The sequence below is a fragment of the Afipia sp. P52-10 genome, assembly GCF_000516555.1.
GTDB lineage: Bacteria > Pseudomonadota > Alphaproteobacteria > Rhizobiales > Xanthobacteraceae > P52-10.
This window is the reverse complement of sequence record NZ_AZSJ01000003.1, coordinates 1719678-1746117: the sequence shown is the minus strand read 5'-3', so window position 1 is coordinate 1746117 and position 26440 is coordinate 1719678. Positions and strand designations below refer to the sequence as shown.

29 protein-coding genes are annotated in these 26440 nt (G+C 63.8%); 12 read left to right on the top strand and 17 right to left on the bottom strand.

From position 1 onward, the window contains the following. Window positions 1-180 precede the first annotated feature (180 nt). From X566_RS09640 to sdhC, 4 genes are all read right to left on the bottom strand, one after another. The gene (locus X566_RS09640) at window positions 181-963 is read right to left on the bottom strand and encodes a succinate dehydrogenase iron-sulfur subunit (RefSeq protein WP_034465603.1); all 783 of its coding nucleotides are present in this window, start codon (window positions 961-963) and stop codon (window positions 181-183) included. A gap of 27 nt (window positions 964-990) precedes the next feature. After that, the gene (gene sdhA, locus X566_RS09635; RefSeq protein ID WP_034465600.1) at window positions 991-2814 is read right to left on the bottom strand and encodes a succinate dehydrogenase flavoprotein subunit; all 1824 of its coding nucleotides are present in this window, start codon (window positions 2812-2814) and stop codon (window positions 991-993) included. Window positions 2815-2980: 166 nt separating this feature from the next. Continuing rightward, entirely contained in the window at window positions 2981-3376 is a 396-nt protein-coding gene (gene sdhD, locus X566_RS09630) for a succinate dehydrogenase, hydrophobic membrane anchor protein (RefSeq protein WP_034465595.1), read from the bottom strand. Beyond that, window positions 3373-3768, bottom strand: a complete 396-nt coding sequence (gene sdhC, locus X566_RS09625) for a succinate dehydrogenase, cytochrome b556 subunit (protein ID WP_034465593.1) — start codon at window positions 3766-3768, stop codon at window positions 3373-3375. Before sdhC ends, sdhD begins: the two co-directional genes overlap by 4 nt. A gap of 362 nt (window positions 3769-4130) precedes the next feature. Between sdhC and X566_RS09620 the strand changes: the two genes are divergently transcribed. Further along, window positions 4131-4985: a sulfite exporter TauE/SafE family protein gene (locus X566_RS09620; RefSeq protein WP_034465589.1), complete on the top strand. Its 855-nt coding sequence runs from the start codon at window positions 4131-4133 to the stop codon at window positions 4983-4985. Window positions 4986-5047: 62 nt separating this feature from the next. Here the strand turns inward: X566_RS09620 and X566_RS09615 are convergent, their stop codons facing one another. Beyond that, window positions 5048-6373, bottom strand: coding sequence for an MFS transporter (locus X566_RS09615; RefSeq protein WP_034465587.1), 1326 nt, complete (start codon window positions 6371-6373; stop codon window positions 5048-5050). A gap of 345 nt (window positions 6374-6718) precedes the next feature. Further along, entirely contained in the window at window positions 6719-8233 is a 1515-nt protein-coding gene (locus tag X566_RS09610) for a malonyl-CoA synthase (RefSeq protein ID WP_034465583.1), read from the bottom strand. A gap of 275 nt (window positions 8234-8508) precedes the next feature. Between X566_RS09610 and X566_RS09605 the strand changes: the two genes are divergently transcribed. The 4 genes from X566_RS09605 (at window position 8509) to X566_RS09590 (ending at window position 11423) form a co-directional block, all read left to right on the top strand. Beyond that, window positions 8509-9105: a fasciclin domain-containing protein gene (locus tag X566_RS09605; RefSeq protein ID WP_034465580.1), complete on the top strand. Its 597-nt coding sequence runs from the start codon at window positions 8509-8511 to the stop codon at window positions 9103-9105. A 246-nt stretch (window positions 9106-9351) separates the two neighbouring features. Beyond that, window positions 9352-9993 carry a cytochrome b/b6 domain-containing protein gene (locus tag X566_RS09600; protein WP_034465578.1) on the top strand — a complete coding sequence of 214 codons (642 nt, stop codon included), beginning with the start codon at window positions 9352-9354 and terminating at the stop codon, window positions 9991-9993. 12 nt (window positions 9994-10005) lie between these two features. Beyond that, window positions 10006-10782: a molybdopterin-dependent oxidoreductase gene (locus X566_RS09595; RefSeq protein WP_034465575.1), complete on the top strand. Its 777-nt coding sequence runs from the start codon at window positions 10006-10008 to the stop codon at window positions 10780-10782. A gap of 86 nt (window positions 10783-10868) precedes the next feature. Beyond that, window positions 10869-11423 (top strand): superoxide dismutase family protein, encoded by a 555-nt coding sequence (locus X566_RS09590; RefSeq protein ID WP_034465573.1) that lies wholly within the window; start codon window positions 10869-10871, stop codon window positions 11421-11423. Window positions 11424-11432: 9 nt separating this feature from the next. On the opposite strand, the gene X566_RS09585 is transcribed toward X566_RS09590, so the two are convergent. Next, window positions 11433-12623: a YbfB/YjiJ family MFS transporter gene (locus X566_RS09585; protein WP_034465571.1), complete on the bottom strand. Its 1191-nt coding sequence runs from the start codon at window positions 12621-12623 to the stop codon at window positions 11433-11435. Between the two features lie 274 nt (window positions 12624-12897). Here X566_RS09585 and leuB point away from each other — a divergent pair, with 274 nt between their 5' ends. Then, window positions 12898-14010 carry a 3-isopropylmalate dehydrogenase gene (leuB, locus tag X566_RS09580; RefSeq protein WP_034465568.1) on the top strand — a complete coding sequence of 371 codons (1113 nt, stop codon included), beginning with the start codon at window positions 12898-12900 and terminating at the stop codon, window positions 14008-14010. A gap of 157 nt (window positions 14011-14167) precedes the next feature. On the opposite strand, the gene X566_RS09575 is transcribed toward leuB, so the two are convergent. The 4 genes from X566_RS09575 to X566_RS09560 all read right to left on the bottom strand — a co-directional run bounded on the left by X566_RS09575 (window position 14168) and on the right by X566_RS09560 (window position 16056). Further along, window positions 14168-14497, bottom strand: a complete 330-nt coding sequence (locus X566_RS09575; protein WP_034465566.1) for a hypothetical protein — start codon at window positions 14495-14497, stop codon at window positions 14168-14170. 122 nt (window positions 14498-14619) lie between these two features. Continuing rightward, window positions 14620-14916, bottom strand: a complete 297-nt coding sequence (locus tag X566_RS09570; protein ID WP_152539833.1) for a hypothetical protein — start codon at window positions 14914-14916, stop codon at window positions 14620-14622. 235 nt (window positions 14917-15151) lie between these two features. Further along, the gene (locus tag X566_RS24290) at window positions 15152-15556 is read right to left on the bottom strand and encodes a hypothetical protein (RefSeq protein WP_081740113.1); all 405 of its coding nucleotides are present in this window, start codon (window positions 15554-15556) and stop codon (window positions 15152-15154) included. Between the two features lie 182 nt (window positions 15557-15738). Further along, entirely contained in the window at window positions 15739-16056 is a 318-nt protein-coding gene (locus X566_RS09560; protein WP_051443977.1) for a hypothetical protein, read from the bottom strand. Between the two features lie 125 nt (window positions 16057-16181). Between X566_RS09560 and X566_RS09555 the strand changes: the two genes are divergently transcribed. Beyond that, window positions 16182-16598 carry a metallopeptidase family protein gene (locus X566_RS09555; protein ID WP_034465555.1) on the top strand — a complete coding sequence of 139 codons (417 nt, stop codon included), beginning with the start codon at window positions 16182-16184 and terminating at the stop codon, window positions 16596-16598. A gap of 130 nt (window positions 16599-16728) precedes the next feature. Then, window positions 16729-17334: a 3-isopropylmalate dehydratase small subunit gene (leuD, locus tag X566_RS09550; RefSeq protein ID WP_034468255.1), complete on the top strand. Its 606-nt coding sequence runs from the start codon at window positions 16729-16731 to the stop codon at window positions 17332-17334. A 78-nt stretch (window positions 17335-17412) separates the two neighbouring features. Here the strand turns inward: leuD and X566_RS09545 are convergent, their stop codons facing one another. Beyond that, the gene (locus X566_RS09545) at window positions 17413-17997 is read right to left on the bottom strand and encodes a glutathione S-transferase family protein (protein WP_034465553.1); all 585 of its coding nucleotides are present in this window, start codon (window positions 17995-17997) and stop codon (window positions 17413-17415) included. A gap of 70 nt (window positions 17998-18067) precedes the next feature. Beyond that, window positions 18068-18943: a CoA ester lyase gene (locus tag X566_RS09540; RefSeq protein ID WP_034465551.1), complete on the bottom strand. Its 876-nt coding sequence runs from the start codon at window positions 18941-18943 to the stop codon at window positions 18068-18070. Between the two features lie 95 nt (window positions 18944-19038). On the opposite strand from X566_RS09540, the gene X566_RS09535 reads away from it, so the two are divergent. After that, window positions 19039-19689, top strand: a complete 651-nt coding sequence (locus tag X566_RS09535) for a carbonic anhydrase (protein WP_034465548.1) — start codon at window positions 19039-19041, stop codon at window positions 19687-19689. 53 nt (window positions 19690-19742) lie between these two features. Here the strand turns inward: X566_RS09535 and X566_RS09530 are convergent, their stop codons facing one another. After that, window positions 19743-20777 (bottom strand): aspartate-semialdehyde dehydrogenase, encoded by a 1035-nt coding sequence (locus tag X566_RS09530; protein ID WP_034465546.1) that lies wholly within the window; start codon window positions 20775-20777, stop codon window positions 19743-19745. Between the two features lie 114 nt (window positions 20778-20891). On the opposite strand from X566_RS09530, the gene X566_RS09525 reads away from it, so the two are divergent. Both X566_RS09525 and X566_RS09520 read left to right on the top strand, forming a co-directional pair. Beyond that, a complete protein-coding gene (locus tag X566_RS09525; protein WP_051443976.1) occupies window positions 20892-21644 on the top strand; it encodes a hypothetical protein in 753 nt (250 codons plus the stop codon). 179 nt (window positions 21645-21823) lie between these two features. Next, window positions 21824-22189, top strand: coding sequence for a hypothetical protein (locus tag X566_RS09520; RefSeq protein ID WP_034465544.1), 366 nt, complete (start codon window positions 21824-21826; stop codon window positions 22187-22189). 114 nt (window positions 22190-22303) lie between these two features. On the opposite strand, the gene X566_RS09515 is transcribed toward X566_RS09520, so the two are convergent. Then, window positions 22304-22672: a nuclear transport factor 2 family protein gene (locus X566_RS09515; protein WP_034468251.1), complete on the bottom strand. Its 369-nt coding sequence runs from the start codon at window positions 22670-22672 to the stop codon at window positions 22304-22306. Window positions 22673-22781: 109 nt separating this feature from the next. On the opposite strand from X566_RS09515, the gene X566_RS09510 reads away from it, so the two are divergent. Next, a complete protein-coding gene (locus X566_RS09510) occupies window positions 22782-23369 on the top strand; it encodes a TetR/AcrR family transcriptional regulator (protein ID WP_034465541.1) in 588 nt (195 codons plus the stop codon). A 145-nt stretch (window positions 23370-23514) separates the two neighbouring features. Here the strand turns inward: X566_RS09510 and X566_RS09505 are convergent, their stop codons facing one another. After that, complete coding sequence (locus X566_RS09505) at window positions 23515-24747, bottom strand: argininosuccinate synthase (protein ID WP_034465537.1); 1233 nt, start codon at window positions 24745-24747, stop codon at window positions 23515-23517. 167 nt (window positions 24748-24914) lie between these two features. Further along, on the bottom strand, window positions 24915-26432 hold the full coding sequence (locus X566_RS09500; RefSeq protein ID WP_034465534.1) for a glycosyltransferase family 39 protein: 1518 nt from the start codon (window positions 26430-26432) through the stop codon (window positions 24915-24917). Between the last annotated feature and the right edge of the window lie 8 nt (window positions 26433-26440).

Genomic DNA, 26440 nt, shown 5'->3' with positions numbered 1-26440 from the left:
TGAGAGCCTGACCGATGGGCTGCCCTTTGAGTCAGGCTCCGAGGCGGCGCGCAGCGGCCGTCTCGGACGAGACAGCGACGTCAGCGGCCTCATGGTTCGAGACGCCGCGTTGCGGCTCCTCACCATGAGGATCATCGACTTGGCGAGATGCTCGCTTTCGCGAGCATGACAGATTTCAACTCAGACCTGCCGCTCGACCATCTTCAGCTTGAGGTCGGCGATCGCCTTCGAGGGGTTGAGCCCCTTCGGGCAGGCCTTCGCACAGTTCAGGATGGTGTGGCAGCGATAGAGGCGGAACGGATCCTCGAGATTGTCGAGCCGCTCACCGGTGCCCTCGTCACGCGAGTCATTGACCCAGCGGCTCGCCTGCAACAGCGCCGCCGGACCGAGGAAGCGATCGCTGTTCCACCAATAGCTCGGGCACGAGGTCGAGCAGCAGGCGCACAGGATGCATTCGTAAAGGCCGTCGAGCTTCTGCCGGTCTTCGTGGCTCTGCCGCCATTCCTTCTGCGGTGTCGGCGACGTGGTCTTCAGCCACGGCTCGATCGACGCATACTGGGCGTAGAAGTTGGTGAGATCGGGCACCAGATCCTTCACCACCGGCTGATGCGGCAGCGGGTTGACCTTGATCGCTCCCGCATCGACCTCGTCCATCGCCCGCGTGCAGGCCAGCGTGTTCTGGCCGTCGATGTTCATGGCGCAGGAACCGCAGACGCCTTCACGGCAGGAGCGGCGGAAGGTCAGAGTCGGATCGATGTTGTTCTTGATCCAGATCAGGCCGTCCAGAATCATCGGTCCGCAGTCGTGCAGATCGACATGATAGGTGTCGACGCGCGGGTTCTTCCCGTCATCGGGGTCCCACCGATAGACGCGAAATTCGCGTGTCTCGGTGGCGCCGGCCGGCTTCGGCCAAGTCTTGCCTTCGGTGACCTTGGAGTTCTTCGGAAGATTGAACTGAACCATGGGGCTTTCCTGGCGAGAGCTTCGAGATCAGTACACGCGCGCCTTCGGCGCGATGTACTGGATTTCATTGGTCATCGTGTAGTTGTGAACCGGGCGATATTCGAGCGTCACCTTGCCGGTGTCCTCGAACCAGGCGAGCGTGTGCTTCATCCAGTTCGCATCGTCGCGGTCGGCGAAGTCTTCGCGCGCATGCGCGCCGCGGCTTTCGGTGCGGTTGGCCGCCGAGTTCATGGTGACGACCGCCTGACCGATCAGGTTGTCGAACTCCAGCGTCTCGACCAGATCCGAATTCCAGATCAACGAGCGGTCGGAGGTGGCGAGATCGCCGACGCCCGAATAGACCTCGTTGATCAGCTTGACGCCTTCGGTCAGCACTTCGCCGGTGCGGAACACGGCGCAGTTGGTCTGCATCACCTTCTGCATCGCCGCGCGCAGCTTGGCGGTCGGAGTGCCCCCCGAAGCATGGCGATACTTGTCGAGACGGCTCAAGGCGAGGTCCGACGAACCGGCCGGCAGCTCGGGCTGCTTGGCATTCGGCTCGAGCTTCTCGGCGCAGCGCAGCGCTGCAGCGCGGCCAAACACGACCAGATCGATCAGCGAGTTGGAGCCGAGGCGGTTGGCACCATGCACCGAGACACAGGCCGCCTCGCCCACCGCCATCAAGCCCGGCACGACAAGGTTGTCGTCGCCGTTCTTGCGGGTGACGACCTCGGCGTGGAAGTTGGTCGGGATGCCACCCATGTTGTAGTGCACCGTCGGCACGATCGGGATCGGCTCGCGCGTGACATCGACGCCGGCGAAGATCTTCGCCGATTCCGAGATGCCCGGCAGCCGCTCATGCAGCACGGCCGGATCGAGATGGTCGAGATGCAGGAAGATGTGATCCTTCTGCTTGCCAACGCCGCGGCCTTCGCGAATCTCGATGGTCATCGCGCGCGAAACGACGTCGCGCGAGGCGAGATCCTTCGCCGACGGCGCGTAGCGCTCCATGAAGCGCTCGCCTTCGGCGTTGACGAGATAGCCGCCCTCGCCGCGCGCGCCTTCGGTGACGAGACAGCCCGAGCCGTAGATGCCGGTCGGGTGGAACTGGATGAACTCCATGTCCTGCAGCGGCAGGCCGGCGCGCAGCACCATCGCGTTGCCGTCGCCGGTGCAGGTATGTGCGGAGGTGCAGGACGCGTAGGCGCGGCCGTAGCCGCCGGTCGCGAGGATCACCGTCTGGGCGCGGAAACGATGCAGCGTGCCGTCATCGAGCTTGAGCGCGATCACGCCGCGGCAGGCGCCCTCGGCGTCCATGATCAGATCGATGGCGAAGAACTCGATGAAGAATTCCGCCGAGTGACGCAGCGCCTGGCCGTACATCGTATGCAACATGGCGTGACCGGTCCGGTCCGCGGCGGCGCAGGTACGCTGGGCCTGAGCCTTGCCGAAGTCGATCGTCATGCCGCCGAACGGGCGCTGATAGATTCTGCCATCTTCGGTGCGCGAGAACGGCACGCCCCAGTGCTCGAGCTCGTAGACCGCTTCCGGTGCATTGCGCACCATGTATTCGATCGCGTCCTGGTCGCCGAGCCAGTCCGACCCCTTCACGGTGTCGTACATGTGCCAGCGCCAGTTATCCTCGTGCATGTTGCCGAGCGCCGCCGAGATACCGCCCTGCGCCGCCACCGTATGCGAGCGGGTCGGGAAAACCTTGGTGATGCAGGCGGTGCGAAGACCGGCCTCGCCACACCCGACCACGGCGCGCAGGCCTGCGCCACCGGCTCCCACCACGACGACGTCGTAGGTGTGATCCTCGAACTTGTAAGCGCTGCCATTGATGGCAGCCGCACCGTTGCCCTGAGACGCCATGCGCTAGTGCCCTGAATCCAAAGTTCGCCTAACGTGACCGTGCCCTTCGCGCGAACTTAGGATTCGAAAGGACACTGGAAGGTGGAGGGTGGTCGTGCAGCAGCAGGACTTCAACGGCGCTCTTGCGAGCCATACGCCACGCTGGAAGCGCCGCAGAGCCACTGCACTAAACCCCGAACGACAGCTTGAGGATGGCGTAGACCGCAGCCAAGGCTACCGCCGCCGAGAAGAAGTTGTTGCCGATGATCGTGACGAGCTTCAGCTTCTCGTCATGCACGTAGTCTTCGATCACCACCTGCATGCCGATCTTCATGTGCCAGACGCTGGCGATGATGAACAGGATCAAGACGATGGCGACGAACGGCGAGCCGAGAATCTGGATCGCCGCCGCATGGCTGCGCCCCAGCAGCATCATGACGATGACGATCACCGGAATGATCAGCGCCACCATGGCGATCGCCGTCAGCCGCTGCCGCCAAAAATCCCCCGTTCCAGCCTTCGCCGAGCCGAGGCTGCGCACCCGGCCAAGCGGCGTGCGCATCGAAGTTTTGCTTCCGCTCATCGCAGGCCTCCCGCCGCAAACGCGATGATCCAAAGGATCACGGTGACCGAGATCGAGCCGATCAGCGCCGCCCGCGTCAGCCATTCACGCTCGTTCGGGCCGAAACCATAGCCCAGATCCCAGATGAAGTGCCGCGCACCGCCGAGCAAGTGATGAATCAGCGCAAAGGTATATCCAAACAGGATCAGCCGGCCGAACCAGCTGCCGATGAAGCCCTGGAACGTCGCATAGGCCGGCGGGCCGGACGCTGCGGCGAGCAGCCACCAGACCAGCAGCAGGGTTCCCGCGTAGAGCGCTATGCCGGTGACCCGGTGACCGATGGACATCGCCATCGTCAGCGTCCAGCGATAGGTCATGAAGGGCGAAAGCGGACGTTCGATTTGAGGAGCCATCGGACCGTTGATGTTCAGGGTCGTTGGTTTGACCGGTGTCGTATTGACGTCGCCTTAACGGCAACGCCTTGGCTGAATGTCTGTGTCTACGGCCGTTTTCAGCACAAAAAGCCTTGCCAAACCGACAATTTGTCCCAAAAGCGGCAAGCCCTCTCTTACGAATTCGAGGCCAGCAGCGCAACGAAGAATTGAACCTGTCTAAAGTCCATGGGACGGCAAATTCGCAACCCTGCCTGCCCGCTGTTGACAGGCTCTTATCCAACGGGCACGGCCCGCCCGGCGGGACGAATCGGATAACCCACCGCACCAACCGGGGTATCTGGAGATCCCAGATGCTCGGAAGCCCGGATGCTTGAAAGCCAATGGCCACCGCCCTCCCCACCTCGGAACTGATCTGGCTCGCGGTCGCGCTGGTGACCGGCGGCGCCGCCACCGGATTCTTCGCAGGTCTGTTCGGCGTCGGCGGCGGCGCCATCGTCATCCCGATCCTCTACGAGGTCTTCCGGATCGTCGGCGTTCCCGAAGCGGTGAGAATGCCGCTTTGCGTCGGCACCTCGCTCGCAATCATTATCCCGACGTCGATCAGTTCGTTTCGCGCGCACCGGGCGCGTGGCGCGGTGGATATGAGCGTCTTGCGGCGCTGGGCCATTCCGGTGGTGATCGGCGTGATCGCCGCGAGCGCCGTCGCCCGTTATGCGCCGGAACAGGTGTTCAAGACGGTGTTCGTCGTGATCGCAGGCTTCTCGGCTGTCCGCCTGCTGTTCGCGCGCGACCGCTGGCGTCTGCCGGGCGACCTGCCGGGCAATCCGATGATGAGCATCTACGGCCTGACCATCGGCTCCCTGTCGGCGCTGATGGGGATCGGTGGTGGCCAGATCGCCAACCTGTTCATGACCTTCCACGGCCGGCCGATCCATCAGGCGGTGGCGACGTCGTCCGGCCTCGGGGTCCTGATCTCGATCCCGGCAACGATCGGCTACATCTATGCGGGCTGGCCACGCGCGGCCGAGTTTCCGACCGTCGCCGCGCTGCAGTTTCCATTCGCGCTGGGCTATGTCTCGTTGATCGGCACACTTCTGGTGATGCCGACCAGCGCGCTGGTGGCGCCGCTCGGCGTGCGGCTCGCGCATAAGCTCTCCAAGCGTCAGCTCGAGGTCGGCTTCGGCTTGTTCCTGCTCGCGGTGAGCTTGCGTTTCCTCGTCAGCCTGGTCGGTTAGAGCATGATCGGGACGCGATCATGCTCCAACCCAATGGCGACAGCCATGGCGCGCGTCGTCGCTCATTCATACTCGCCCTCGATATCCTTGCCAGTGTAGTCCGTCATCAGCGCGGTCGCGATCAGGCTCAGCACCGAGCAGGCGAGAATGTAGAACGCGATCGCATAGGCCGTTCCATACCGGCCGAACAGCCACGCGGCGATCAGAGGCGCCGGGCCGCCGGCGATCACCGAGGCAAGCTGATAGCCCAGCGATGCGCCGCTATAGCGCAACCGCCCGGTGAAGGATTCCGCGATCAACGCCGCTTGCGGCCCATACATCATGTTGTGCGGAATTAGCGACAGGATGATGGCGAGGAAAATCAACGCCGCCGAGCCGGTGTTCAGCAACCCGAAATAGATGAAGCCGTAGACGCCGATGGTCGCCGCGCCGATCATGTACATGCGCTTGCGGCCGATCAGATCGGAGATATGGCCAAACAACGGAATCGCGAAGAAGGCCAGCAGCGAGGCGGACAGCACCGCGACGAGCAGAAAGTCGCGCGACGTTTTCAGCGTGCCGACGCCGTAGGAGAAGATGAACGCAGTGAAGATATAGAACGGCGCCTGCTCCGCCATGCGCAGGAGCGCACAGAGCAGGATCTCCTTCGGCTGGCTGCGTATCACCTGCAGCATCGGCATCCGCTCGACCTTGTTTTCAGCAACAAGCTTGCTGAAGATCGGCGTCTCCATGATGCCCAACCGGATCCACAGGCCGACGGCGACCAGCACGATGCTCAGGAGGAACGGGATGCGCCAGCCCCAGGTCAGGAACTGATCGCCCGACAGCCAGCTGAACACGAGCACGGCGAGATTGGCGAGGAACAGGCCGCATGGGACACCGAACTGTGGCCACGATGCGATGAATCCGCGATGGCCGGTTGTCCGCGCCCACTCCATCGACAGCAGCACTGAGCCGCCCCATTCACCACCCACGCCGACGCCCTGGATGAAGCGCAGCGCCGTCAGGATGACCGCACCCCAGATGCCGATGCTGTCGTAGGTCGGGACCAGCGCAACCAGGAACGTGGCGATGCCCATCAGCAAAAGCGTCGCGATCAGCGTCGACTTGCGGCCGATCCGGTCGCCGTAATGGCCGAAGATCGCAGCGCCGATCGGGCGGGCGAGGAAGCCGACCGCGTAAACCGCGAAAGCCTCAAGTGTGCCGACCAGCGGCTCCGACTGCGGGAAGAACATTCGCGCGAAGACGAGTCCCGTCACCGTGCTGTAGAGAAAGAAATCATACCACTCGATCGCCGTGCCAACTGTGCTCGCCAGAATGGCCCGCCGAAGTTGCTTGCTGTGCTCTTGCTCGGGGAGCACCCCGACGCCAAGATCGATGGTTGCCATGATCAACCTCCACGCATCGTCGCTCCCCTGCGCAGGCCGTCGCAAATCAATGCGATGTCGTCATGTCGTGAAGAATGGCTCTTCGCTCAGGCGATGGCCTATGTTTCTTGCCCGCCGCGATACCACGATCGCGATCGTCAGCCGGCCGAGCCCCCCGCGGCGATGCACGCATCGTGGCCGCAGCTAAGCGATCTAAGAACAGTCTTGCCGGCGCCCGGGTTCCATCCGCGGTCGAAAATGACCTTCGGCCTCAAGCAGCCTTGACTGGCCGGGTGGCTTCACCGGCGGCTCTGAACCCCTCGGACGCTAATCCGTCGGACGCTCCGGATCGGGCGCTCACCCGCTCTAGCCGGCATAGATCTTGGCATAGGTGTCGCGCAGCACGTTCTTCTGCACCTTGCCCATGGTGTTGCGCGGCAGGTCGTCGACGAAGACCACCTTCTTCGGCATCTTGAACTTGGCGAGGCGCCCTTCGAGGGCTTGCATCACCATCGCTTCGTCGATAGCGGCACCCTTGTCCTTCACCACGACGGCCGTGACGCCCTCGCCGAAATCGGCGTGCGGCACGCCGATCACAGCGCTTTCGACCACGCCCGGCATCGCATCGATCTCGCTTTCGACCTCCTTCGGATAGACATTGAAGCCGCCCGAGATCACCAGATCCTTGCCGCGACCAAGGATGTGCACATAGCCGCGCTCGTCGATCTTGCCGAGATCACCGGTGATGAAGAAGCCGTCGTCACGGAATTCGGATTTTGTCTTTTCAGGCATCCGCCAGTAGCCCTTGAAGACATTCGGCCCTTTCACCTCGATCATACCGATGGCCTCGCGGCCGAGCTCTTTGCCGGTCTCCGGATCGGTGATCCGCACCGAGACACCGGGCAGCGGAAAGCCGACAGCGCCGGGCACGCGATCACCGTCGTAGGGATTCGACGTGTTCATGTTGGTTTCCGTCATCCCGTAGCGCTCGAGGATGCCGTGGCCGGTGCGGGCGGACCATTCGCGATGGGTGTCGGCGAGCAGCGGCGCGGAGCCGGAAATGAACACGCGCATGCTCCTGGTCGCTTCGCGCGTCAGGCCCTTCTGCTGCAACAGCCGCACGTAGAACGTCGGCACGCCCATCAGCGCCGTTGCCCGCGGCATCAGGCTCAAGACATCGGCCGCGTCGAACTTCTCGCGGAAGATCATCGAGGCGCGGGCGAACAGCGTGACGTTGCTCGCTACGAACAGGCCATGCGTGTGATAGATCGGCAGCGCATGGATCAGCACGTCCTTGTCGGTGAAGCGCCAATAATCCACCAGAGTCAGCGAGTTCGATGCGAGATTGTCGTGGGTCAGCATCGCGCCCTTGGAGCGCCCGGTGGTGCCCGACGTGTAGAGGATCGCGGCAAGATCGTCGTCCTTGCGATCGACGGTGACGAATTCCGCCTTCTCCTTCGCCGCGCCGTCGGTGAGCGAACCCTTGCCCGCCGGATCGAGCGTATCGACCTTCGCCTTCACCCTGGCGGCGATGGCGGCGATGCCATCCGCCTTCGACGGATCGCAGACGACCAGCGACGGCTCGGCGTCGGTGATGAAGTAATCAAGTTCGTTCAGCGTGTAGGCGGTGTTGAGCGGAAGATAGACCGCGCCCGCGCGCACGGTGGCGAGATACAGCACGAGCGCCGGCACGGATTTTTCCGCCTGCACCGCAACGCGGTCGCCGACCTTGACGCCGCGCGCCACCAGGTAATTCGCCATCCGGCCCGACTGAGCAATCAGATCGCCATAGCTGACGTGCCGGCCGTCCGGCGTCTCGATCGCGAGCTTGCCTGCCTCTTTCAGACTATCGAATAGACGGGAAAACAGATTTGCATTCATTGTTGTGCTTCTTGGCTCGTTTGGCGGCCGCGCAACGGCGGTCAGGGCACTGCAAAACCGGCCGCTGTCTTCGCCCATTCCGCAGGCGAGATCAAGGATCACCGCACACGGAAGGCGTGCGAGAAAGTTTCAGCTTTCACGAAAAATTATCCGCGAAACCGCAACGGCCGTCCTGCCGTAGCTCGGTGAGCGATTGCGCGGGTCTGACCGACACAAGCGCCGTCGAGCCCACGCCGGCATAACCTCCGGCCTGTAACCCTCTCGGGAGACGATCCATGCCCAAGCACAAGCATAGCCTGTCCGCGGCCATCTTGACTGCGCTGTTCGCGACATCGGTTTTCGCTGCGCCCTCGCTCGCCGAGGACAAAACCATGGCGAAAGGCGAGAAGACGGTGATGGTTGGCGGCGCGCCGATGTATCCGTCCAAGACCATCGTCCAGAACGCGGTGAACTCAAAGGACCACACCACCCTGGTCGCTGCGGTGAAGGCGGCGGGCCTCGTCGATACACTCTCCGGCGCCGGCCCGTTCACAGTGTTCGCCCCCGTCAATCCTGCGTTCGCGAAGCTCCCGGCCGGAACCGTGGAGACGTTGCTGAAGCCGGAGAACAAGGCAACGCTGACGAACGTGCTGACCTACCACGTCGTACCGGGCCGGCTCACCGCCGCAAATCTGATGAAGGCGGTCAAGGACGGCGGCGGTCAGGCCAAGTTCAAGACCGTGGCCGGCGGCGAGATCACTGTGAAGTCTCCATCGGCAGGCAAGCTGACCGTTACCGACGCCAAGGGCGACGTCGCCACCGTCACCACCGGCGATGTGATGCAGGCGAATGGCGTGATCCATGTGGTGGATACAGTGCTGTTGCCGGGCTGATCTCGCCAAACGCTAGCCATTCGTCAAAACGCCAGTCATGCGGGGCGACCGGTCCACATGGGTCGCCCCCTTTATCTTGCCGCAGCCACGACGGCTCACCGTCACGGATTTCTGATCCGCGATTCCGCCTCACATATGGGCGAACCGCCGTAACATGTGTAACTTTCATCCGTATCAGCGAATATGGGAACCAGGCACGAACCGGCTGACGCCGGGATCAGCCGCATGCTGCAACGGGAACGAACCATGTCGAGCCTCGCGGCCAGTGAGCGCGAACAGACCCGCTCCGCTGAAACGTCTGCAAGCAGGACGATCCATCCGGTCTGGGTCCGCGTCTGCCATTGGACCAACGCGGTGGCGATGGTACTGATGATCATGTCCGGCTGGCAGATCTACAATGCCTCGCCGCTGTTCGACTTCGTCTTCCCCCCGTCGATCACCCTCGGCGGCTGGCTCGGCGGCGCGCTGCTGTGGCACTTCGCGGCAATGTGGCTGCTGATGATCAACGGCCTCGTCTATGTGAGCCTCGGGCTGATCAGCGGGCGCTTTCACCGCAAGCTCACGCCGATCTCGCCATCGGCGGTCGCCGCCGACGCGAAGGCCGCGTTGACCGGCAGACTGAGCCACGAAGATCTTACGACCTACAACGCGGTGCAGAAGCTGCTTTATGCCGGAATCATTCTGGTCGGCGTTCTCATTGTGCTGTCCGGCCTTTCGATCTGGAAGCCAGTACAGTTTCAATACCTCACCGCCCTGTTCGGCGGCTACGACACCGCGCGTTACGTCCACTTCTTCGCCATGGCGATGATCGTTACCTTCCTCGTCGTCCATGTGGTGATGGCGCTCGTCGTGCCGAAGAGCCTGCGCGCGATGATCATCGGCCGCTGAAAGAATGAAGCCATGAGCCTGTTCCGCAAGACCGTCACCGGCATCGATAAGAGGCTTCTGGTGAAGGACGCCACGAAACTGATGCCCGACCTGTCGCGCCGCCGCTTCCTCGCGGGCGGCGCCAGCCTCGGCGCGCTGACGCTGCTCACCGGCTGCGAGGTCGTCGACAGCGCATCGGCGGAAACCCTGCTGGCGCACGTCTCGAAGTTCAACGACGCGGTGCAGGCGAAGCTGTTCAACCCCAACGCGCTGGCACCGACCTATCCCGAGAGCCGGATCACCCGCCCGTTCCCCTTCAACGCCTATTACACCATCGACGACGCGCCGGAGATCGACGCCGCCGATTGGGAGCTGGAAGTCACCGGGCTGGTCGAGAACAAGAAGCCCTGGACGCTTGCGGAGCTTCATGCCCTACCGCAGGAGACGCAGATCACCCGCCACATTTGCGTCGAAGGCTGGAGCGCGATCGGCAGCTGGACCGGCACGCGCCTGAGCGAATTCCTAAAACGCATCGGCGCCGACAGCCGGGCGAAATACGTCTGGTTTCGCTGCGCCGAGGGATACACCACCTCCATCGACATGCAGACCGCCATGCATCCGCAGACGCAGATGACGTTCAGGTTCGACGGGCAGATCCTCCCGCGCGCCTACGGCTACCCGATGAAGGTGCGCATCCCCACGCGGCTCGGCTTCAAGAACCCGAAATATGTCGTCGGGCTGGATGTCACCAACGACTACAAAGGCGGCTATTGGGAGAACCAGGGCTACAACGATTATAGCGGCCTTTGATTCCGACCTCGCCCCCAGATCGTGTTTGAACGATTCAAGCGCCGCCGCGTTGATCCAACAACACCATCTGTTCCGGGAAGAGGCCCATGACCATTCGCATAACCATTCGCATTCTTGCCCTATCAGCCATTTTGCTGACCGCCACCTCTGCATCGGTCTTCGCGCAGGCTTCGAAGTCCACCGCAACCAATCTCAGCGCTCAGGCCGCGATGCAGGATGCCAAGGGCGCCAAGATCGGCACCGTCGATCTGGAAGAATCCGCAAACGGCGTTCTAATCAAGGTTGCGGTCACCGGGCTGCCGCCGGGCGAGCACGCGATCCACATCCACAATGTCGGCGTCTGCGAGCCGCCCTTCACTTCCGCCGGACCACACTTCAATCCCGACCACAAGAAGCACGGCACCATGTCCCCGGAGGGGCCGCATGCGGGCGATCTGCCGAACATCACCGCTTCGGCGTCTGGCGAGGCCAAGCTGGAATTCACCAGCAAGCTCGTCACCCTGAAGCCGAATGCGCCGAACTCCGTGTTCAAACCGCAGGGCACCTCGTTCATCATTCACGCCGGGCCCGACGACAACAAGACCGACCCCGCCGGGAACTCCGGCGACCGGATCGCCTGCGGCATCATCGCCACCAAATAGGAAGCGATCCTATCGCTGCGACGCAGGAGCGATCGGCCGCTGGCATGCAGCGACCGCCGCGCCCAGCGCCAGCATCGCGGCCGACAGCGCCAGCACGATCTTGAGGCTTCCCGTAGCATCCGTGACAGCACCGGTGACGACGGGGCCGAGCGTCTGGCCAAGGCCGAAGGACATCGTCAGCATCGCTATCGCCCGCGGCCAGACCTGCGGCGGAAAATTGAAGCGCACGAATGCCGTCGTCGATGACGTCACCGCAAAGAAGCCGCTCCCGAACACGAGCGCTGATCCCGCCAGCGCCAGCGGCGTCTGCGTGAAATAGGGAATCAGCGCGCCAAGCGCCGTGACCGCGGTAACGATGGCCGTCGCGCCGCCACCCCGGTTGCGGTTGATGATGCCAGCCCACAACGATGGCGAGATGAACGAGCCGATCGCGATCGTGGTCCAGAATGCGCTCTGCAGCAACGCCTCACCACCGGCATCGCGCACGAAGGCGATCATGAAGGTCATGTAGGCGATCGAGCCTGCGCCGTAGAAGAAGTAGCCGACGAGGTAGACCAGCATCGGCGAGATCGGCGCCGTCTCCGACGCGAGATGCTCCGGCGTCCGCTCTGGCGCGCCCCGCGCCAGCGGCAGAGCAAGAGCAAGCAGCGCGGCGATGGCGCCCAGCACGGCCCAGATCACCCACCAGGACCCGGGCCCCAACCATTGCAGCAGGAACGGTGCTGTGAGACCGGAAATGAACAGACCGATGCCCGGCCCGGTATAGAGCAGCCCGGTCAGAAAACCGAGGCGCGCCGGATGAGCCTGCGCGACATTGGTCGCGAGTGCGGACGCCGCGACGAACGACACCGCACCCGCGACGCCCGATGCGAACCGCACCACACTCAGCACCGCCACGCTCGCTGACACGGCCGATAAGAACAGCGAGGCGATGCAGACGAGCGTACCGATCCAGACGGCGCGGAACAGACCGGCTTGGCGGATCGCCAGGCTCGCCACCAACGCCCCTGAAAGATAACCGGCGGCATTCACCGTGTTCATGAAACCCGCGACGGAATACGACCAGCCGAGACTGTCGCGCATATCAGGCAAGACCAGCGAATAGGCGAAGCGGCACAGACCGACGCCGATTGCCGGCGCCAGCGCCAGGGTGAGGATCAGCCGTGCGGGATGCTGGTCAGCTGCTGGCGAAGACGGCAAGGGACATGGCTCCGATGGACGGCCAATCATGCCCGCCGATGTCGGGCAAGCCAATGGTGCACCGCCACCCGGTTCGCGACAGCGCCCGCGGCGGACGAACGCCAGCCAGTTCCGGCCATGCGGCCGCCCATCTTGCCAAGCCCGGCTGCGCCCTTTAGCAATCCCGGCGCATTCCCGTCTTCCGCCATGGCCGGCATGTCTCTGGCAATCTCGCGATTCGATTGCCGGGTCGGGACACCGGGCTGGTCATGACTAACGCTAGAAGGTCCTTCCCATGGCAACCCACAAACTGCTGCTTCTCGCCGGCGACGGCATCGGCCCCGAGGTGATGACCGAGGTGAAGGCCATCATCGCCTGGCTCAACAGCCAGGGCGCGGCCCGCTTCGAGTACGAGGAAGGGCTGGTCGGCGGCGCGGCTTACGACGCGCACAAGGTGGCCATCACCGACGAGACGATGGCGCTGGCGCATGCCTCGGATTCGGTGATCTTCGGTGCGGTCGGCGGCCCGAAGTGGGACACGATCCCCTACGACGTGCGCCCAGAGGCAGGCCTGCTGCGCCTGCGCAAGGATCTCGGCCTGTTCGCCAACCTTCGGCCCGCGGTCTGCTATCCGGCCCTGGCCGAATCCTCCAGCCTGAAGAAGGAGGTCGTCGAGGGCCTCGACATCATGATCGTGCGCGAGCTGACCGGCGGCGTGTACTTCGGCGAGCCGAAGACGATCACCGACCTCGGCAACAACCAGAAGCGCGCGATCGACACGCAGGTCTACGACACCTACGAAATCGAGCGCATCGCCCGTGTCGGCTTCGATCTCGCACGCAAGCGCCGCAACAAGCTGACCTCGATGGAGAAGCGCAACGTGATGAAGACCGGCGTGCTGTGGCACGAGGTCGTCAATCAGGTGCATCAGCGCGAATACAAGGACGTCCAGCTCGAGCACCAGCTCGCGGATGCCGGCGGCATGCAGCTCGTGCGCTGGCCGAAGCAGTTCGATGTGATCGTCACCGACAACCTGTTCGGCGACATGCTGTCGGACGTGGCAGCGATGCTGACTGGCTCGCTCGGCATGCTGCCGTCGGCCTCGCTCGGCGACATCGATCCGAAGACCAAACGCAGCAAGGCGATGTACGAGCCGGTGCATGGCTCGGCGCCGGACATCGCAGGCACCGGCGCAGCCAATCCGATCGCGATGATCGCCTCGTTCGGCATGGCGTTGCGCTACTCGCTCGACGAGCCGAAGCTCGCCGACATGGTCGACCAGGCGATCGCTGCGGTGCTGGCAAAGGGCCTGCGCACCAACGACATCAAGTCGGAAGGCTCGACGGTGGTGAACACCTCGCAGATGGGTGCGGCGGTGCTGAAGGAAATGCAGGCGCTGGCCGGCTGATCCGCACAGAGCCCGACTACGCAAACACGACACGGCAAACAAGAAGGGCGCGCCGCAGCCGGTGCGCCCTTCTTTCTTTGTTTCCGGCGTTTGCCCGGTCAGCCGGATCGCGGCTGCGCGCGATCTCCGACTGAATCGTTCTCAGTCGTAGACGTCCTTACCAGTAATAGCGCGGACCGAAGCCGAAGCTGAAGAACGGCGCGGGCGCATAGTACGGGCGGTAATACGGCCGATAGTAATAGGGCCGCGGCCGGTAATAGCCGTAGTACGGATAAGGCCGATAATACGGCCGCGCATAGCGGTAGCGTCGATAGCGCCGCTGCGCGCTTATATCCGTCGCGGTTGCCGCTCGCTGGGCAGCAAAGTCTTGAGATGCCGCGGTCCCGGCTGGCGAACCGGCAGGTGCCGCACTGGCCGGCGTCAACGCAGCACCCCCTGCCAGGGCCAGGGCGGCAGCGACGAGCATCGCACCAAGTCGTCGTTTCATGATTGCTCCTCTGCTCCTCACACACCTCTGTTCAAAGCCAACAACGCAAGACTTACCCAGAAGTTTCGTCGGAAAAGCGGCAGCGGCCATGATCGCTTCCGTTCATGATCACTGCAAGCTGATCAGAAGTAACCGCGATCTTGCGCGAACGGGTAAAAGCTCGGGACCGGCCGGTAGTAAGGGCGATCCGGATTCGGCGGCTCCGCCGCGCGCCGCGACAGGCGCGACACGCGCAAGCTCGTCGCCCGCTGGCGCTTGACGGCACGTTTTCGCGCCGAGACCTCCAAAGGCCTTTCGGCGGCCGGACCAGCCGCACGCATCTCGGACGCTGCGGCCGGAGCGCTCGCGCCGAAACTGGCGACGGCAAATGCCGCAGCCACGATCGCCGTGCCGACGATGATCTTGATCGACATTCTCATGATCTGCCGCTCCCTGACATCATCCAGCCGGGCACCTGAACCCGGAAAGACACCAACACCGCAATACGGCAACAATCGGCTGCGGAGTTACCAGCCGGACCAGCCAAAAATAGGTCCCGGAAGAAGGCTCCACAAGATGCATCGGCGGCGCCAGACCACGCGGGCACGCCACCGGTCTGATCAGTGTTGCTCAATCAGACCGGCACCGCGCGAGCGGGACGCTCCGGCGTCGACCTCACCACCAGGGGCGATAGCGGCAGATGCGGCGCGGCCCGAAGTCAGTCCAGACGCGGCGGCAATAGCGCGGGCCCGCGTAATAGTAGCTCGGATAATAGTATGACGGGCCGCCATAGTAGAACCGTGGGCCGCCATAGAAACGTGGGCCGCCATGAAAGCCCCATCCACCATGAAAGCCGCCGCCACGGAAACCTCCACCATGGAAACCGCCGCCATGAAAACCGCCGCCGCCATGGAAGCCTCCACCATGGCCACCGCGGACCAGGATCAGATCGGCAGCGGAAGAACTCGCGGAGATCGCACCGGCCGCGGGGTTGATCAACGCAGCGGCGCTGGCTTGGGGCGTGGGGACCGCGAGTGTGGCGAGCCCGGCGACAGCGAGGAAAGCGAATAACCTTTTCATCGGACATCCTCCTCGATCCGAACGCCGCTCGGATCAGAGCATGACGGCGACGGACCGGCTTGAAGCTCCCCCGACCGTGGACGTTAGTTTCCGCGACGTGAATGCGGCATGAATGATCCGCACGCGAAGATGCCTCGCAAGCACGCTTTCGTGAGATGTCGGCGAGACGGCGGCGAGAAACGTTATCCCGCGACCCAGCGGCAGCGCATGCGCGGCACGATCACTGTGCCGCTCGGCCGAAATTCCTGCTCGTACCAGGCATTGCAGGCACGCACCGCATTCGGCGGAAGATAACCGCGCTCACGATAGATCCGCAGGCGGGTCGGCGGCGGACGCCGGCGCGACTGCGACGATACCTGCAGCGAACGCTCGACGGCGGGCGCCCCTTGCGCCGCCTGCATCGCACGCTCCTGCGCCTGGACGGGCGCGCTCGTCAGGATGCAAAGGGCCGCCAGCGCTCCTGCCAGTCCCGCCACCATCGTCTGCCCCGTCCGTTGCATCGCTATGCCCTGTCGCCTTGACCCGATTGGCGCGCACGGTCCCGCATCACGCCCGCGAGGTCAACCCGTCCGGCGCGCTTTGAACACCCCTTGGCCGTATCGCCCCCTTCCCGTAAACAGACGAGATGACGCCCTCCTCTCCCGACTGGCTCGCCGCCAAGGCGCCCTCTCTCGCCGAAATGGAGGAGATGGCGCACGCGATGTTCGCACGCCTGCCAACGACCTTTCGGAGCCTGTGCGAGGGGCTGGTGATCCGGGTTGACGATTTCGCCACCGACGAGGTGCTGAATTCGCTCGGGATCGAGAGCGAATTCGATCTTCTGGGGCTGTTCCAGGGCGTGGGCCTGCCCTTCCAGAGCCACAACGACCCACAGCCGATGCCGAACATGATCTGGCTGTACCGGCGGCCAATCCTCGACTACTGGTCCGAGCACGACGAGAGCCTCGGCCACATTGTCCGGCATGTGCTGATCCACGAAATCGGCCACCATTTCGGGCTGTCGGACGACGATATGGAGCGGATCGAGGCCAGCGTTGCGTAGCGGGCAGAGCAAACGGCTTCCCCACGGCCTCAGGGCAGGATAAACATTCGGCCGAATAATGCCTTACGGCATGGCCATCCAAGCTCCCGCTGCAGGTCATGCCGGCCCGGCCACCGAACGGAACATCGCCATGGACAAGTTTACCGTGCTGGAGGGCGTCGCGGCGCCTTTGAAGATCATCAATGTCGATACCGACATGATCATCCCGAAGCAGTATCTGAAGACGATCAAGCGCACCGGCCTCGGCAAGGGCCTGTTCTCGGAACAGCGCTACAAGGACGACGGCAGCGAGAACCCGGATTTCGTTCTGAACAAGCCGGCCTATCGCAATGCCAAGATCCTGGTCGCAGGCGACAATTTCGGCTGCGGCTCCAGCCGCGAACACGCACCGTGGGCTCTGCTCGACTTCGGCATCCGCTGCGTGATCTCGACCTCGTTCGGCGACATCTTCTACAACAACTGCTTCAAGAACGGGATCCTGCCGATCCGCGTCACCCATGACGAACTGGAGAAGCTGTTCGACGACGCCGACCGCGGCTCCAACGCAACGCTGACTGTCGATCTGACCAAGCAGGAAATCCGCGGTCCGGACGGCGGCACGGTGAAGTTCGAGATCGACCCGCACCGCAAGCACTGCCTGCTCAACGGCCTCGACGACATCGGCCTGACGATGGAGAAGAAGACATCCATCGACACTTACGAGACCAAGGCCAAGGAGCTGATGCCCTGGCTGTGAGCGCTCGCCGTTCGCAGACGATCGATGCAAATGCCCGGCAGACGCCGGGCATTTTTGTATGATGCGGCACTCGCCAGTTCACGCGGGCAGGTCATAGCCGATCGCAGCCTCCGCCGCGATCGTCTTTTGCACCGCCGGCCGCGCCATCATCCGCGCATAATGCGCATCGAGGTTCGGAAACGTACCGGGCGCAGGCTTCAACGAATGGACGAAGCGCCAGTACAAGCGGAACAGATGGATATCGGCGATCGAATAGCGATCACCGAGCGCCCATCGCCGCGCACCCAGCCGTTGGTCGGCAATCGCATAGATCGTCTTCGCATGCTCCAGCCCTTGACGTCGCGCGGGATGCACGGTCGCGGCGATGAACGACATCCATGAGAGCGCCTGCGCTTCCGCCTCGATGTCGTTATCTGGCAGCAGTACGGCATCGGGAAAGCGCCTGGCGAGATAGAACAGGATCGCCGCGACCTCCGTCAGCGGCCGATCCTCGGCCAGCAGCACCGGCACCTTACCCTCGGGATTGAGCGCCAGAAAATCCGGTCGGCGCAGCGCGCCGCTGGCGAACGTGAGAGGAACGACCTCAAATGCTGTGCCGATCTCGTGCAGCGCGATATGCGGAGCCATCGAACTCGCACCCGGCACGACATACAGCGTCAGCATCGCGAGACCTCACATCGGCGATAGCATCCTAGCGAGGCGGACCGCGTCGAGCAAACGCGAGACCGGAACGTCAGCCGGCCCCGGCGATGGCGTCGGCAATGGCGACGGTTCGCTTCGCCATCTCCGCGTGCAATCGCTCGACCATTTGCCCATCGATCTGGATCGCGCCGCGCCCGTGGTTCTCCGGCTTTTCGAACGCGGCGAGGATGACGCGCGCCTGCGCGACCTCCTCGGCCGGCGGCGAGAATGCCACGTTGCATGGCTCGATCTGACTCGGATGGATCAGTGTCTTGCCATCGAAGCCCATATCGCGTCCCTGCGCGCATTCGGCGGCGAAGCCCTGCGTGTCGCTGAAATTGTTGAACACGCCGTCGAGGATGTCGATGCCGTAGGCATGGGCGGCGAACACGCATTGCATCAGCGCCGGAATCATCGGTGCGCGGCCGGGCACCAGGCGCATGCGCGTCTCGCGGGCGATGTCGTTCGGGCCGATGACGAGACCGGCGAGCCGCATGTCCCTGTTCTGCGCCTGGGCCGCAAGCTCCTCCACCCGCAGCACGCCGAGCGGCGTCTCGATCATGATCCAGATCCGGATCGCCGGATCGGCGTTGATGTGGGCGAGCCGCACCGCGATCGTGCGCAGGTCCGCCACGCTGGATATTTTCGGCACCAGGATGCCGTCCGGCTCCGCCTGCGCGGCGGCCGCAAGATCATCGGCCCACCACGACGTGTCGAGAGCATTGATCCGAACCAGCACTTCGCGGCGGCCGAATCCCTTGGCCTCGACCGCCTTGGCGACCTGCTCGCGAGCGGCCACTTTGGCGTCGGGCGCGACCGAATCCTCGAGATCGAGAATGACGCCGTCGGCCGGCAGCGTGCGGGCCTTTTCCAGCGCGCGGGCATTGGAACCCGGCATATACAACAGACTGCGGCGCGGACGGATCATACGGGCTCCCCCTTTTTGCGATCATGCTCTAAAGACGTGGGCGGCCGGGTCAAGAGACCGGCCGAATTGAGAGCCATGTTAAAACCGAGGCAACCATGACATCGTCGTTCCCCCAGCGGCTGATCTCCGGCTATCAGACCTTCGCGACACAGCGCCTGCCGACCGAGCAGACGCGCTACCGCGAGTTGTCCGAGCGCGGCCAGTCTCCCGAGATCATGGTGATCGGCTGTTGCGACTCCCGCGTCTCGCCGGAGGTGATCTTCGATGCCGGCCCCGGCGAAATGTTCGTCGTGCGCAACGTCGCCAACCTGGTGCCGCCCTATTCCCCCGACGGCCAGTTGCACGGTGTCTCCGCCGCGCTGGAATTCGCAGTGCAGGTGCTGCGCGTGAAGCACATCGTCGTGCTCGGCCATGCGCAGTGCGGCGGCGTGAAAGCCTTTGTCGAGGACGCTGCGCCGCTATCGCCGGGCGACTTCATCGGCCGCTGGATGTCACTGATCGCGCCCGCCGCAGACAAGCTCGGGCCGCGCGGCGATGACGAGACCGTGCAGAACTTCATCACCCGGCTCGAGAAAGCCGCCGTCAGCCGCAGCCTCGAGAACCTGATGACGTTTCCCTGCATCAGCATTCTGGTCGAGCGGGGAACGCTGGCTCTGCATGGAGCCTATTTTGGCGTGGCGAAGGGCTCGCTATCGGTGCTCGATCGGGCGACCGGCAATTTCGTCACGGTGGACGGCCGAGCGTAGGTGAGGCAACGCCCGTTCGGGCCGGCACGAAACCGGCCCGACACGAGAGCGTCTCAGGCCGCCGCTTTCTTCGGCTGCAGCAGCTTACGATTGTTCAGGCACTCGGCGATCTGAACCGCGTTCAGCGCCGCGCCCTTGCGCAGGTTATCCGACACGCACCACAGCACGAGACCGTTCTCCACCGTCGCATCCTCGCGGATGCGGCTGATGTAGGTCGCGTCCTCGCCGGCGGCTTCGTACGGCGTGGCGTAGCCGCCGTCCTCGTGCTTGTCGATGACGAGCACGCCCGGCGCCTTGCGCAGAACCTCACGCGCCTCGTCCGGTGTGATCGGCTTCTCGAATTCGATGTTGACGGCTTCCGAGTGGCCGATGAACACCGGCACACGTACGCAGGTCGCGGTCAGCTTGATGGCGGGATCGAGAATCTTCTTCGTCTCGGCCATCATCTTCCACTCTTCCTTCGTGTAACCGTCCTCCATGAACACGTCGATGTGCGGGATGAGGTTGAAGGCGATACGACGCGGAAACTTTTTCGCCTCGATTTCGCCGGTCGTGTAGACCGCCTTGGTCTGGGCGAACAGTTCGTCCATGCCTTCCTTACCGGCGCCCGACACCGACTGGTAGGTCGAGACGACCACGCGCTTGATCTTCGCCGCATCGTGCAGCGGCTTCAGCGCGACGACGAGTTGCGCCGTCGAGCAGTTCGGATTGGCGATGATGTTCTTCTTGGTGAAGCCCGCAACCGCGTCCGCATTCACTTCCGGAACGATCAGCGGCACGTCGGCGTCATAGCGCCACGCCGACGAGTTATCGATCACGACGGCGCCGGCCGCGGCGATCTTCGGCGACCACTCCTTCGAGACGGAGCCGCCCGCCGACATCAGGCAGATATCGACATCGGAAAAATCGTAGTTCTCGAGAGCTTTGACTTTCAGAGTTTTGTCGCCAAAGGACACATCGATGCCCTGGCTCCTGCGGGATGCGACTGCCACGACCTCGTCCGCCGGAAATCGGCGTTCGGCCAGAATGTCGAGCATTTCCCGGCCGACATTGCCGGTCGCTCCGACCACTGCAACCTTGTAACCCATCGTTCACTCTCTCCGAACAAAAATGCCTCGTCCATGACTGCGCGGATAACCGAAGCGTCCGCGCTTCTAGGCGAGAACCACCGGCGAGACAACGTTGCCCACCTGCAAGTCCTCATGAAGCCAGATCCCCATCAGCCTAACACGCCCCAGCACGTCCGGCTGCGTCCGACGCTGGTCAATTTTGTCCGGGAGTTCCGGGCGACCTCCGTTCGTCTGTTTGCTTACGTTGGCGGCATCGGCGCGCTGGCGCTGATCGCATTCCACCAGCTTTCGCCGCTCGTGGCGGGACTGCATACATCGCTGCCTGTTTCGAACGAATCGCGAGCCTGGACCCAAGCCAGCCGCCCGCAGCCGGCCTTCTCCGCACCTGTGACCTATTTTTCCGATAAATCAGAGAGTTACGACATCTTCCGGCATCCGGATGGCGGTCGCAGGGACATTCTGAGCTGGGCTCCCACGCCGGAGGACCCACCGATCGCGCAGCTGGAAATCTACCGTCCCGGTCAGGAACGGACCGAATTCGACACCGGCATTTTCAAGATTTCCGCACGCGGAGACTTGGCCCACGTCCAGGACGTCGAGCCTGCGGGGCTGCTCGAAAGCAAATTCGGTCCTGTCGCCTTGACCCGTTTCTCAAGCCATGCGTCGGGGACGGCTCAGCCCTGTCTCAGTCTGGCCCGCACATTTGACGAGCCGCGGTTGCTGATCACGGCGTGGGCCTGCCAGGGAGAGCAACGCAGTCAGCGGCAAGCTCTTGGCTGCATGCTCGATCGCCTGACCCTTCTTTCGGCCGGCAACGATCTCAAGCTCGCCGAACTGTTTGCCCGGGCCGAGCTCAGGCGCGCCGGCTGCCGCACTACCGACTAATCGTTCGGACGGGGACGTTCTGGCTTTTCATTCGCAAGCTCGCGAGCAGGGACTGGCCGGCGCAACCGAACGACCCCTCCCGCCATTATGTCTCCGAGTGTGGCCCAATTGACCTTGTGGTCACGGGAGGCCCCCCTGTATGGTGGCCCGCAAACGGGGTAATCCCTTGAGAGGATAAGATGAATTTTAGATTCTTGCAGGTCGGCCTGGGGATCGCGGCAGCGGCGCTGATCACGGTCAGCCTGAGCGCCAGCCCGGCCGATGCGCAGCAGAAGCGCAAGCGGACTGTCGTGAGCGCCAATTCGCCGAACTACTCCTATCAAGCCGGTCCCCGCACGCGGATTTACGTCTCGCGCCGGAATTGGCTCGACTTGGGAACCGAGGTGCTTCCGGGCGAGCGCAAGTACACCGACTACGCGATTCCGCCGAACAGCGGCGACACCATCGGTCAGCTGACCGGGCGCTCCTGGAGCCGCCAGCCGCTTCCCGATCCGTGGGATCTGCCGGGTTATCCGAAGGGCGGCTTCGGCAGCTACGGCTACTGAGCCGTTCACCAACGAACACGAAGCGGCCGGCGCTAGGGTGAATCCTTCGCCGGCCGCTCTGTTTCTGCTCGTCGTTTTCAGCGTCTTCCTATGCCGGCCGTTAGATGGTCCCGATCAGGCTTGCGTCATCTGTCGCGGGTCATAGAAGAAATGCTCCTCGACCAGCTCTTCTCCCCGCCAGGTCTGCAACGCGACCTCCTCCAGAACTCTCGTCGGACCATTCTCCGGCGTAAACTCGAAGCGCCAGTGAAACGCGGCCTTGTCCCCATCGATCAGGATCGGGCCTAGCCGATAGGTCGCGACCGATCTGTAGGAGCTCAGCACCTTGCGCTCCTTCGTCATCAGCGCGTCGCGCCCGCGCACAGGCTCGGCCATGTTTTCCCGCGTCGAGGCATCAGCCGCATAGAATCGTTCGATGGCGCCGACGTGGTCGCCGGATTCCACCATCCTGGAGAAGGCCTCGATCGTCTCTCGGCTTGGCATGCGCATCTCCCGAAAGGATCTGACAAAATACCGACCAATGGTCGGTATTTACCGACCGGCAGTCCAAAAGTCAATTGGCGCGCGGTGCGAATGCCGCTAAAGAACCGTCATGGCCACCCAGTCTGATCGGCGCGCGGCAACCCGCGCCGCAATCGTGAAAGCAGCGCGCCGCCTGTTCGGCAGCGGCGGATTCCATCCGACGACGATGAACGATATCGCGACCGCCGCGCACGTCGCCAAGGGCGCCATTTATCACCACTTCAAGACCAAGGAGGCTGTCTTCGAGGCGGTGTTCGACCTCACCTCGCGCGAGCTCGTCACCGAGATCGACCAGGTCTCGCGCGCGGAAAGCGACATCCTACGCGCGATGGCTGCCGGCACACGTCACTATCTCGCAGCCTGCTCCAAGGGATCGACGGGACAAATCATCCTGCGCGACGGCCCCGCCGTGCTGGGCTGGGAGCGCTGGCGCGCAATCGACGCGCAGCACTTCGGCGGCAAGATTCCCCGCGCGCTGGCCGCTGCCATGGAGCGCGGGCTGATTGCACGGCAGCCGGTGGAGCCGCTGGCCCGCTTGCTGCTCGGCGCGATGACGGAAGCGGCCGTTGCCTGCGCCAGCGCGGCCAATGTGAAAGATGCCGCCCCGCGCTACGCGAAAGCATTCGCAGCGCTGCTCGAGGCGCTGCGAACGGCATAGAGCGATAACGCGAGCATCGCTTCGGGCACATGCTCACTCGAACTGTCGGCGACGTGGCAGGGTCCAAGATCAAAACAGGCAGCCCTTGGAGGCTGCCTGTCCCGCCTATCAGCGCAAAGGTGCGATCCCGCACGCCTTTCGATGATCAAAGACCCAGCTTCTTCTTGCGCTGGCCGAGCGTGCGCAGCCGCAGTGCGTTGAGGCGAATGAAGCCTGCCGCATCACGATGGTCGTAAGCGACCTTGCCTTCCTCGAAGGTGACGAGGTCCTGGTCGTAAAGCGAGTTCGGACTCTCGCGGCCGACCAGAATGACGTTGCCCTTGTAGAGCTTCAATGTGACGCGCCCCGTCACATGCTGCTGGCTGTAGTCGATCGCCGCCTGCAGCATCTCCCGTTCAGGCGCAAACCAAAAGCCGTTGTAGATCAGTTCCGCATAGCGCGGCATCAGCTCATCCTTGAGATGGCCGGCGCCGCGATCGAGCGTGATCTGCTCGATGCCACGGTGCGCCTGCAGCAGGATCGTGCCGCCGGGCGTCTCGTACATGCCACGCGACTTCATGCCGACGAACCGGTTCTCGACCAGATCGAGCCGGCCGATGCCGTTGGCGCGGCCGAGCTCGTTGAGCTTGGTCAGCAGCGTCGCCGGCGATATCACCTTGCCGTCGATGGCGACAGCATCGCCGCGCTGAAAATCGATGGTGATGTAGGTCGGCTTGTCCGGCGCCTTCTCCGGATCGATGGTGCGCGAATAGACGTAATCCGGCACTTCCTGCGCGGGATCTTCCAGCACCTTTCCTTCCGAGGACGCGTGCAACAGGTTGGCGTCGACCGAGAACGGCGCCTCGCCGCGCTTGTCCTTGGCGATCGGGATCTGATGCTTCTCGGCATACTCGATCATCTGTTCGCGGCTCTTGAAGTCCCACTCGCGCCACGGCGCGATGATCTTGATGTCCGGCTTCAGCGCGTAATAACCAAGCTCGAAACGGACCTGGTCGTTGCCCTTGCCGGTCGCCCCATGCGACACCGCATCGGCACCGACTTTCTCGGCGATCTCGATCTGCTTCTTGGCGATCAACGGGCGCGCGATCGAGGTGCCCAGCAGATACTGGCCCTCATAGACCGCATTGGCGCGGAACATCGGGAACACGTAATCGCGCACGAACTCTTCGCGCAAATCCTCGATGAAGATGTTCTCCGGCTTGATGCCGAGCAGCAGCGCCTTCTTGCGCGCGGGCTCGAGCTCTTCACCTTGGCCGAGATCGGCGGTGAACGTCACCACCTCGCAGCCATAGGTGGTCTGCAGCCACTTCAGGATAATCGAGGTATCGAGCCCGCCCGAATAGGCAAGCACCACCTTCTTCACGTCGCCCTTGCTCATGGAAACCTTTGACTGTCGGACCGCATCCGCGCGGCCGCTCCGATCACTGTGCGGCGGCGACTATAGGCACAAAGCCCTGTTGCGCAAGCGCTTTTGGGCCCAACGCGCCGCCGCCGACAGGCCGTGGCGCGTGGAATGGGCCCACGGAATGGGCCGGGTGGAGCCGCTCAGTTAGTACAGCCGCCCAGCGGCGCGACCGGTCCGCGCACGCCGGAGAGCAGGAAGGCGCGGTAATGGCGTGACGAGTGCGGGCCGCTCGGCACCGAGATTTCGCCAAGCGGCCTCACCTCGCGATATTGCCGCGCCAGACGGCCCTCGAGCGGACAGGCGCTGATGAAGAGGATCGGCTCGGACGCGGCCGCGGTCAGCGCGTGAGTCATGTCGAATTGGTTGTCGGGGCCCCTGCCCACCGGCCAGGACAACACCGGCTGGCGCATATCGTGCAGGTAGTAGATCAGCGAAGCCAGTTCGTGCCGCCCATCAGCGGCGATCGACTGCGCGCCGGCTTCACCGGCCTTCTGCCGCACCGCCTCGCCGAGACCGCGCCAGCCGAGCGTCCGGCGGTACACATCACCCTTCTCGCCGAGCGACGCGACGCCTGCCTGATAGGCGACCACGTCACCGGCAAGCAGCGCCGCCTGTGCGACGACACCAATGGCCAACGTGGCGGCGAGCAGCCGCGAACGCTCCTGCCGGATCCAGATGGCAACGACGGCGACGGTCAGCGACACGAATGCGGCGGCCGCCCAGTTCGCATTGACGCCGCGGAACAGGCCGAGCGCGGTGACCGCGGCCAGCGGCGGAATCGCGAACACGATCATCAACCGGTCCTCGCGACTGACCTCGCTTCTGCCGAAGCGCGCCAGCGCGACCAGGAATGTCCCGAACACCAGTGGCCCGACGACGCCGAACTGGCTGGCCAGAAACTCGAGCGCGCCGACCACCGTGAGGCGCAAGCCGGAGTTGCCCTGAATGTTGTCGCCAGTGTGCTTCAGCGTGACGAAGCCGTTGCTCATGTTCCAGGCGATGTTTGGCGACAGGATCAGCACCGCGAGGGCGATGGCTACCCACGTCTGCGGCCGCGCCAGCACAGCACGGGCCGCGCGATCGAACAGCGCCGCGATGATCATGCCGGCGAGGAAGTATGCCATCGCATACTTCGCCAGCATGCCGAGTCCCAGCGCAACGCCGAGCAGGATCGCCCAGCGCCAATCCGCCCCACGCAGCAGCTTCACATAGGCCAGCAACGCCAGCGCCCAGAAGAACAACAGCGGCACGTCGGTCGAGATGATGCGGCTGGAAAACGCGACGCCCGGCAGCAGCGCGAATACGATGGCGGACCAGAATGCGGTGCGCGCGTTGTAGAGCTCGTGCGCGATCGCATAGATCGCAAGCGACGTGCCGAAATAGAGGACCGGGCTCGCCGCCCGTGCGCAGGCCTCACCGTCGCCGCAGATCGCACTGCTGGCGGCGATGATCCAGGCGAGCAAGGGCGGCTTCGAGAAATAGCCGAAGGCGAGCTCGCGCGACCATGCCCAATACTGCGATTCGTCGAAGAACAGATCGACCGCGGAGTAATGCAGGCCGACGTAACGCAGAATCGTCAACGCGGCGATCAGCGCCACTGCAAGAGCCAGGCTCGGCGCGGCGGCGGGTCTGGCATCGACGGAAGGGGCAAGCGTCATAGTGCGAT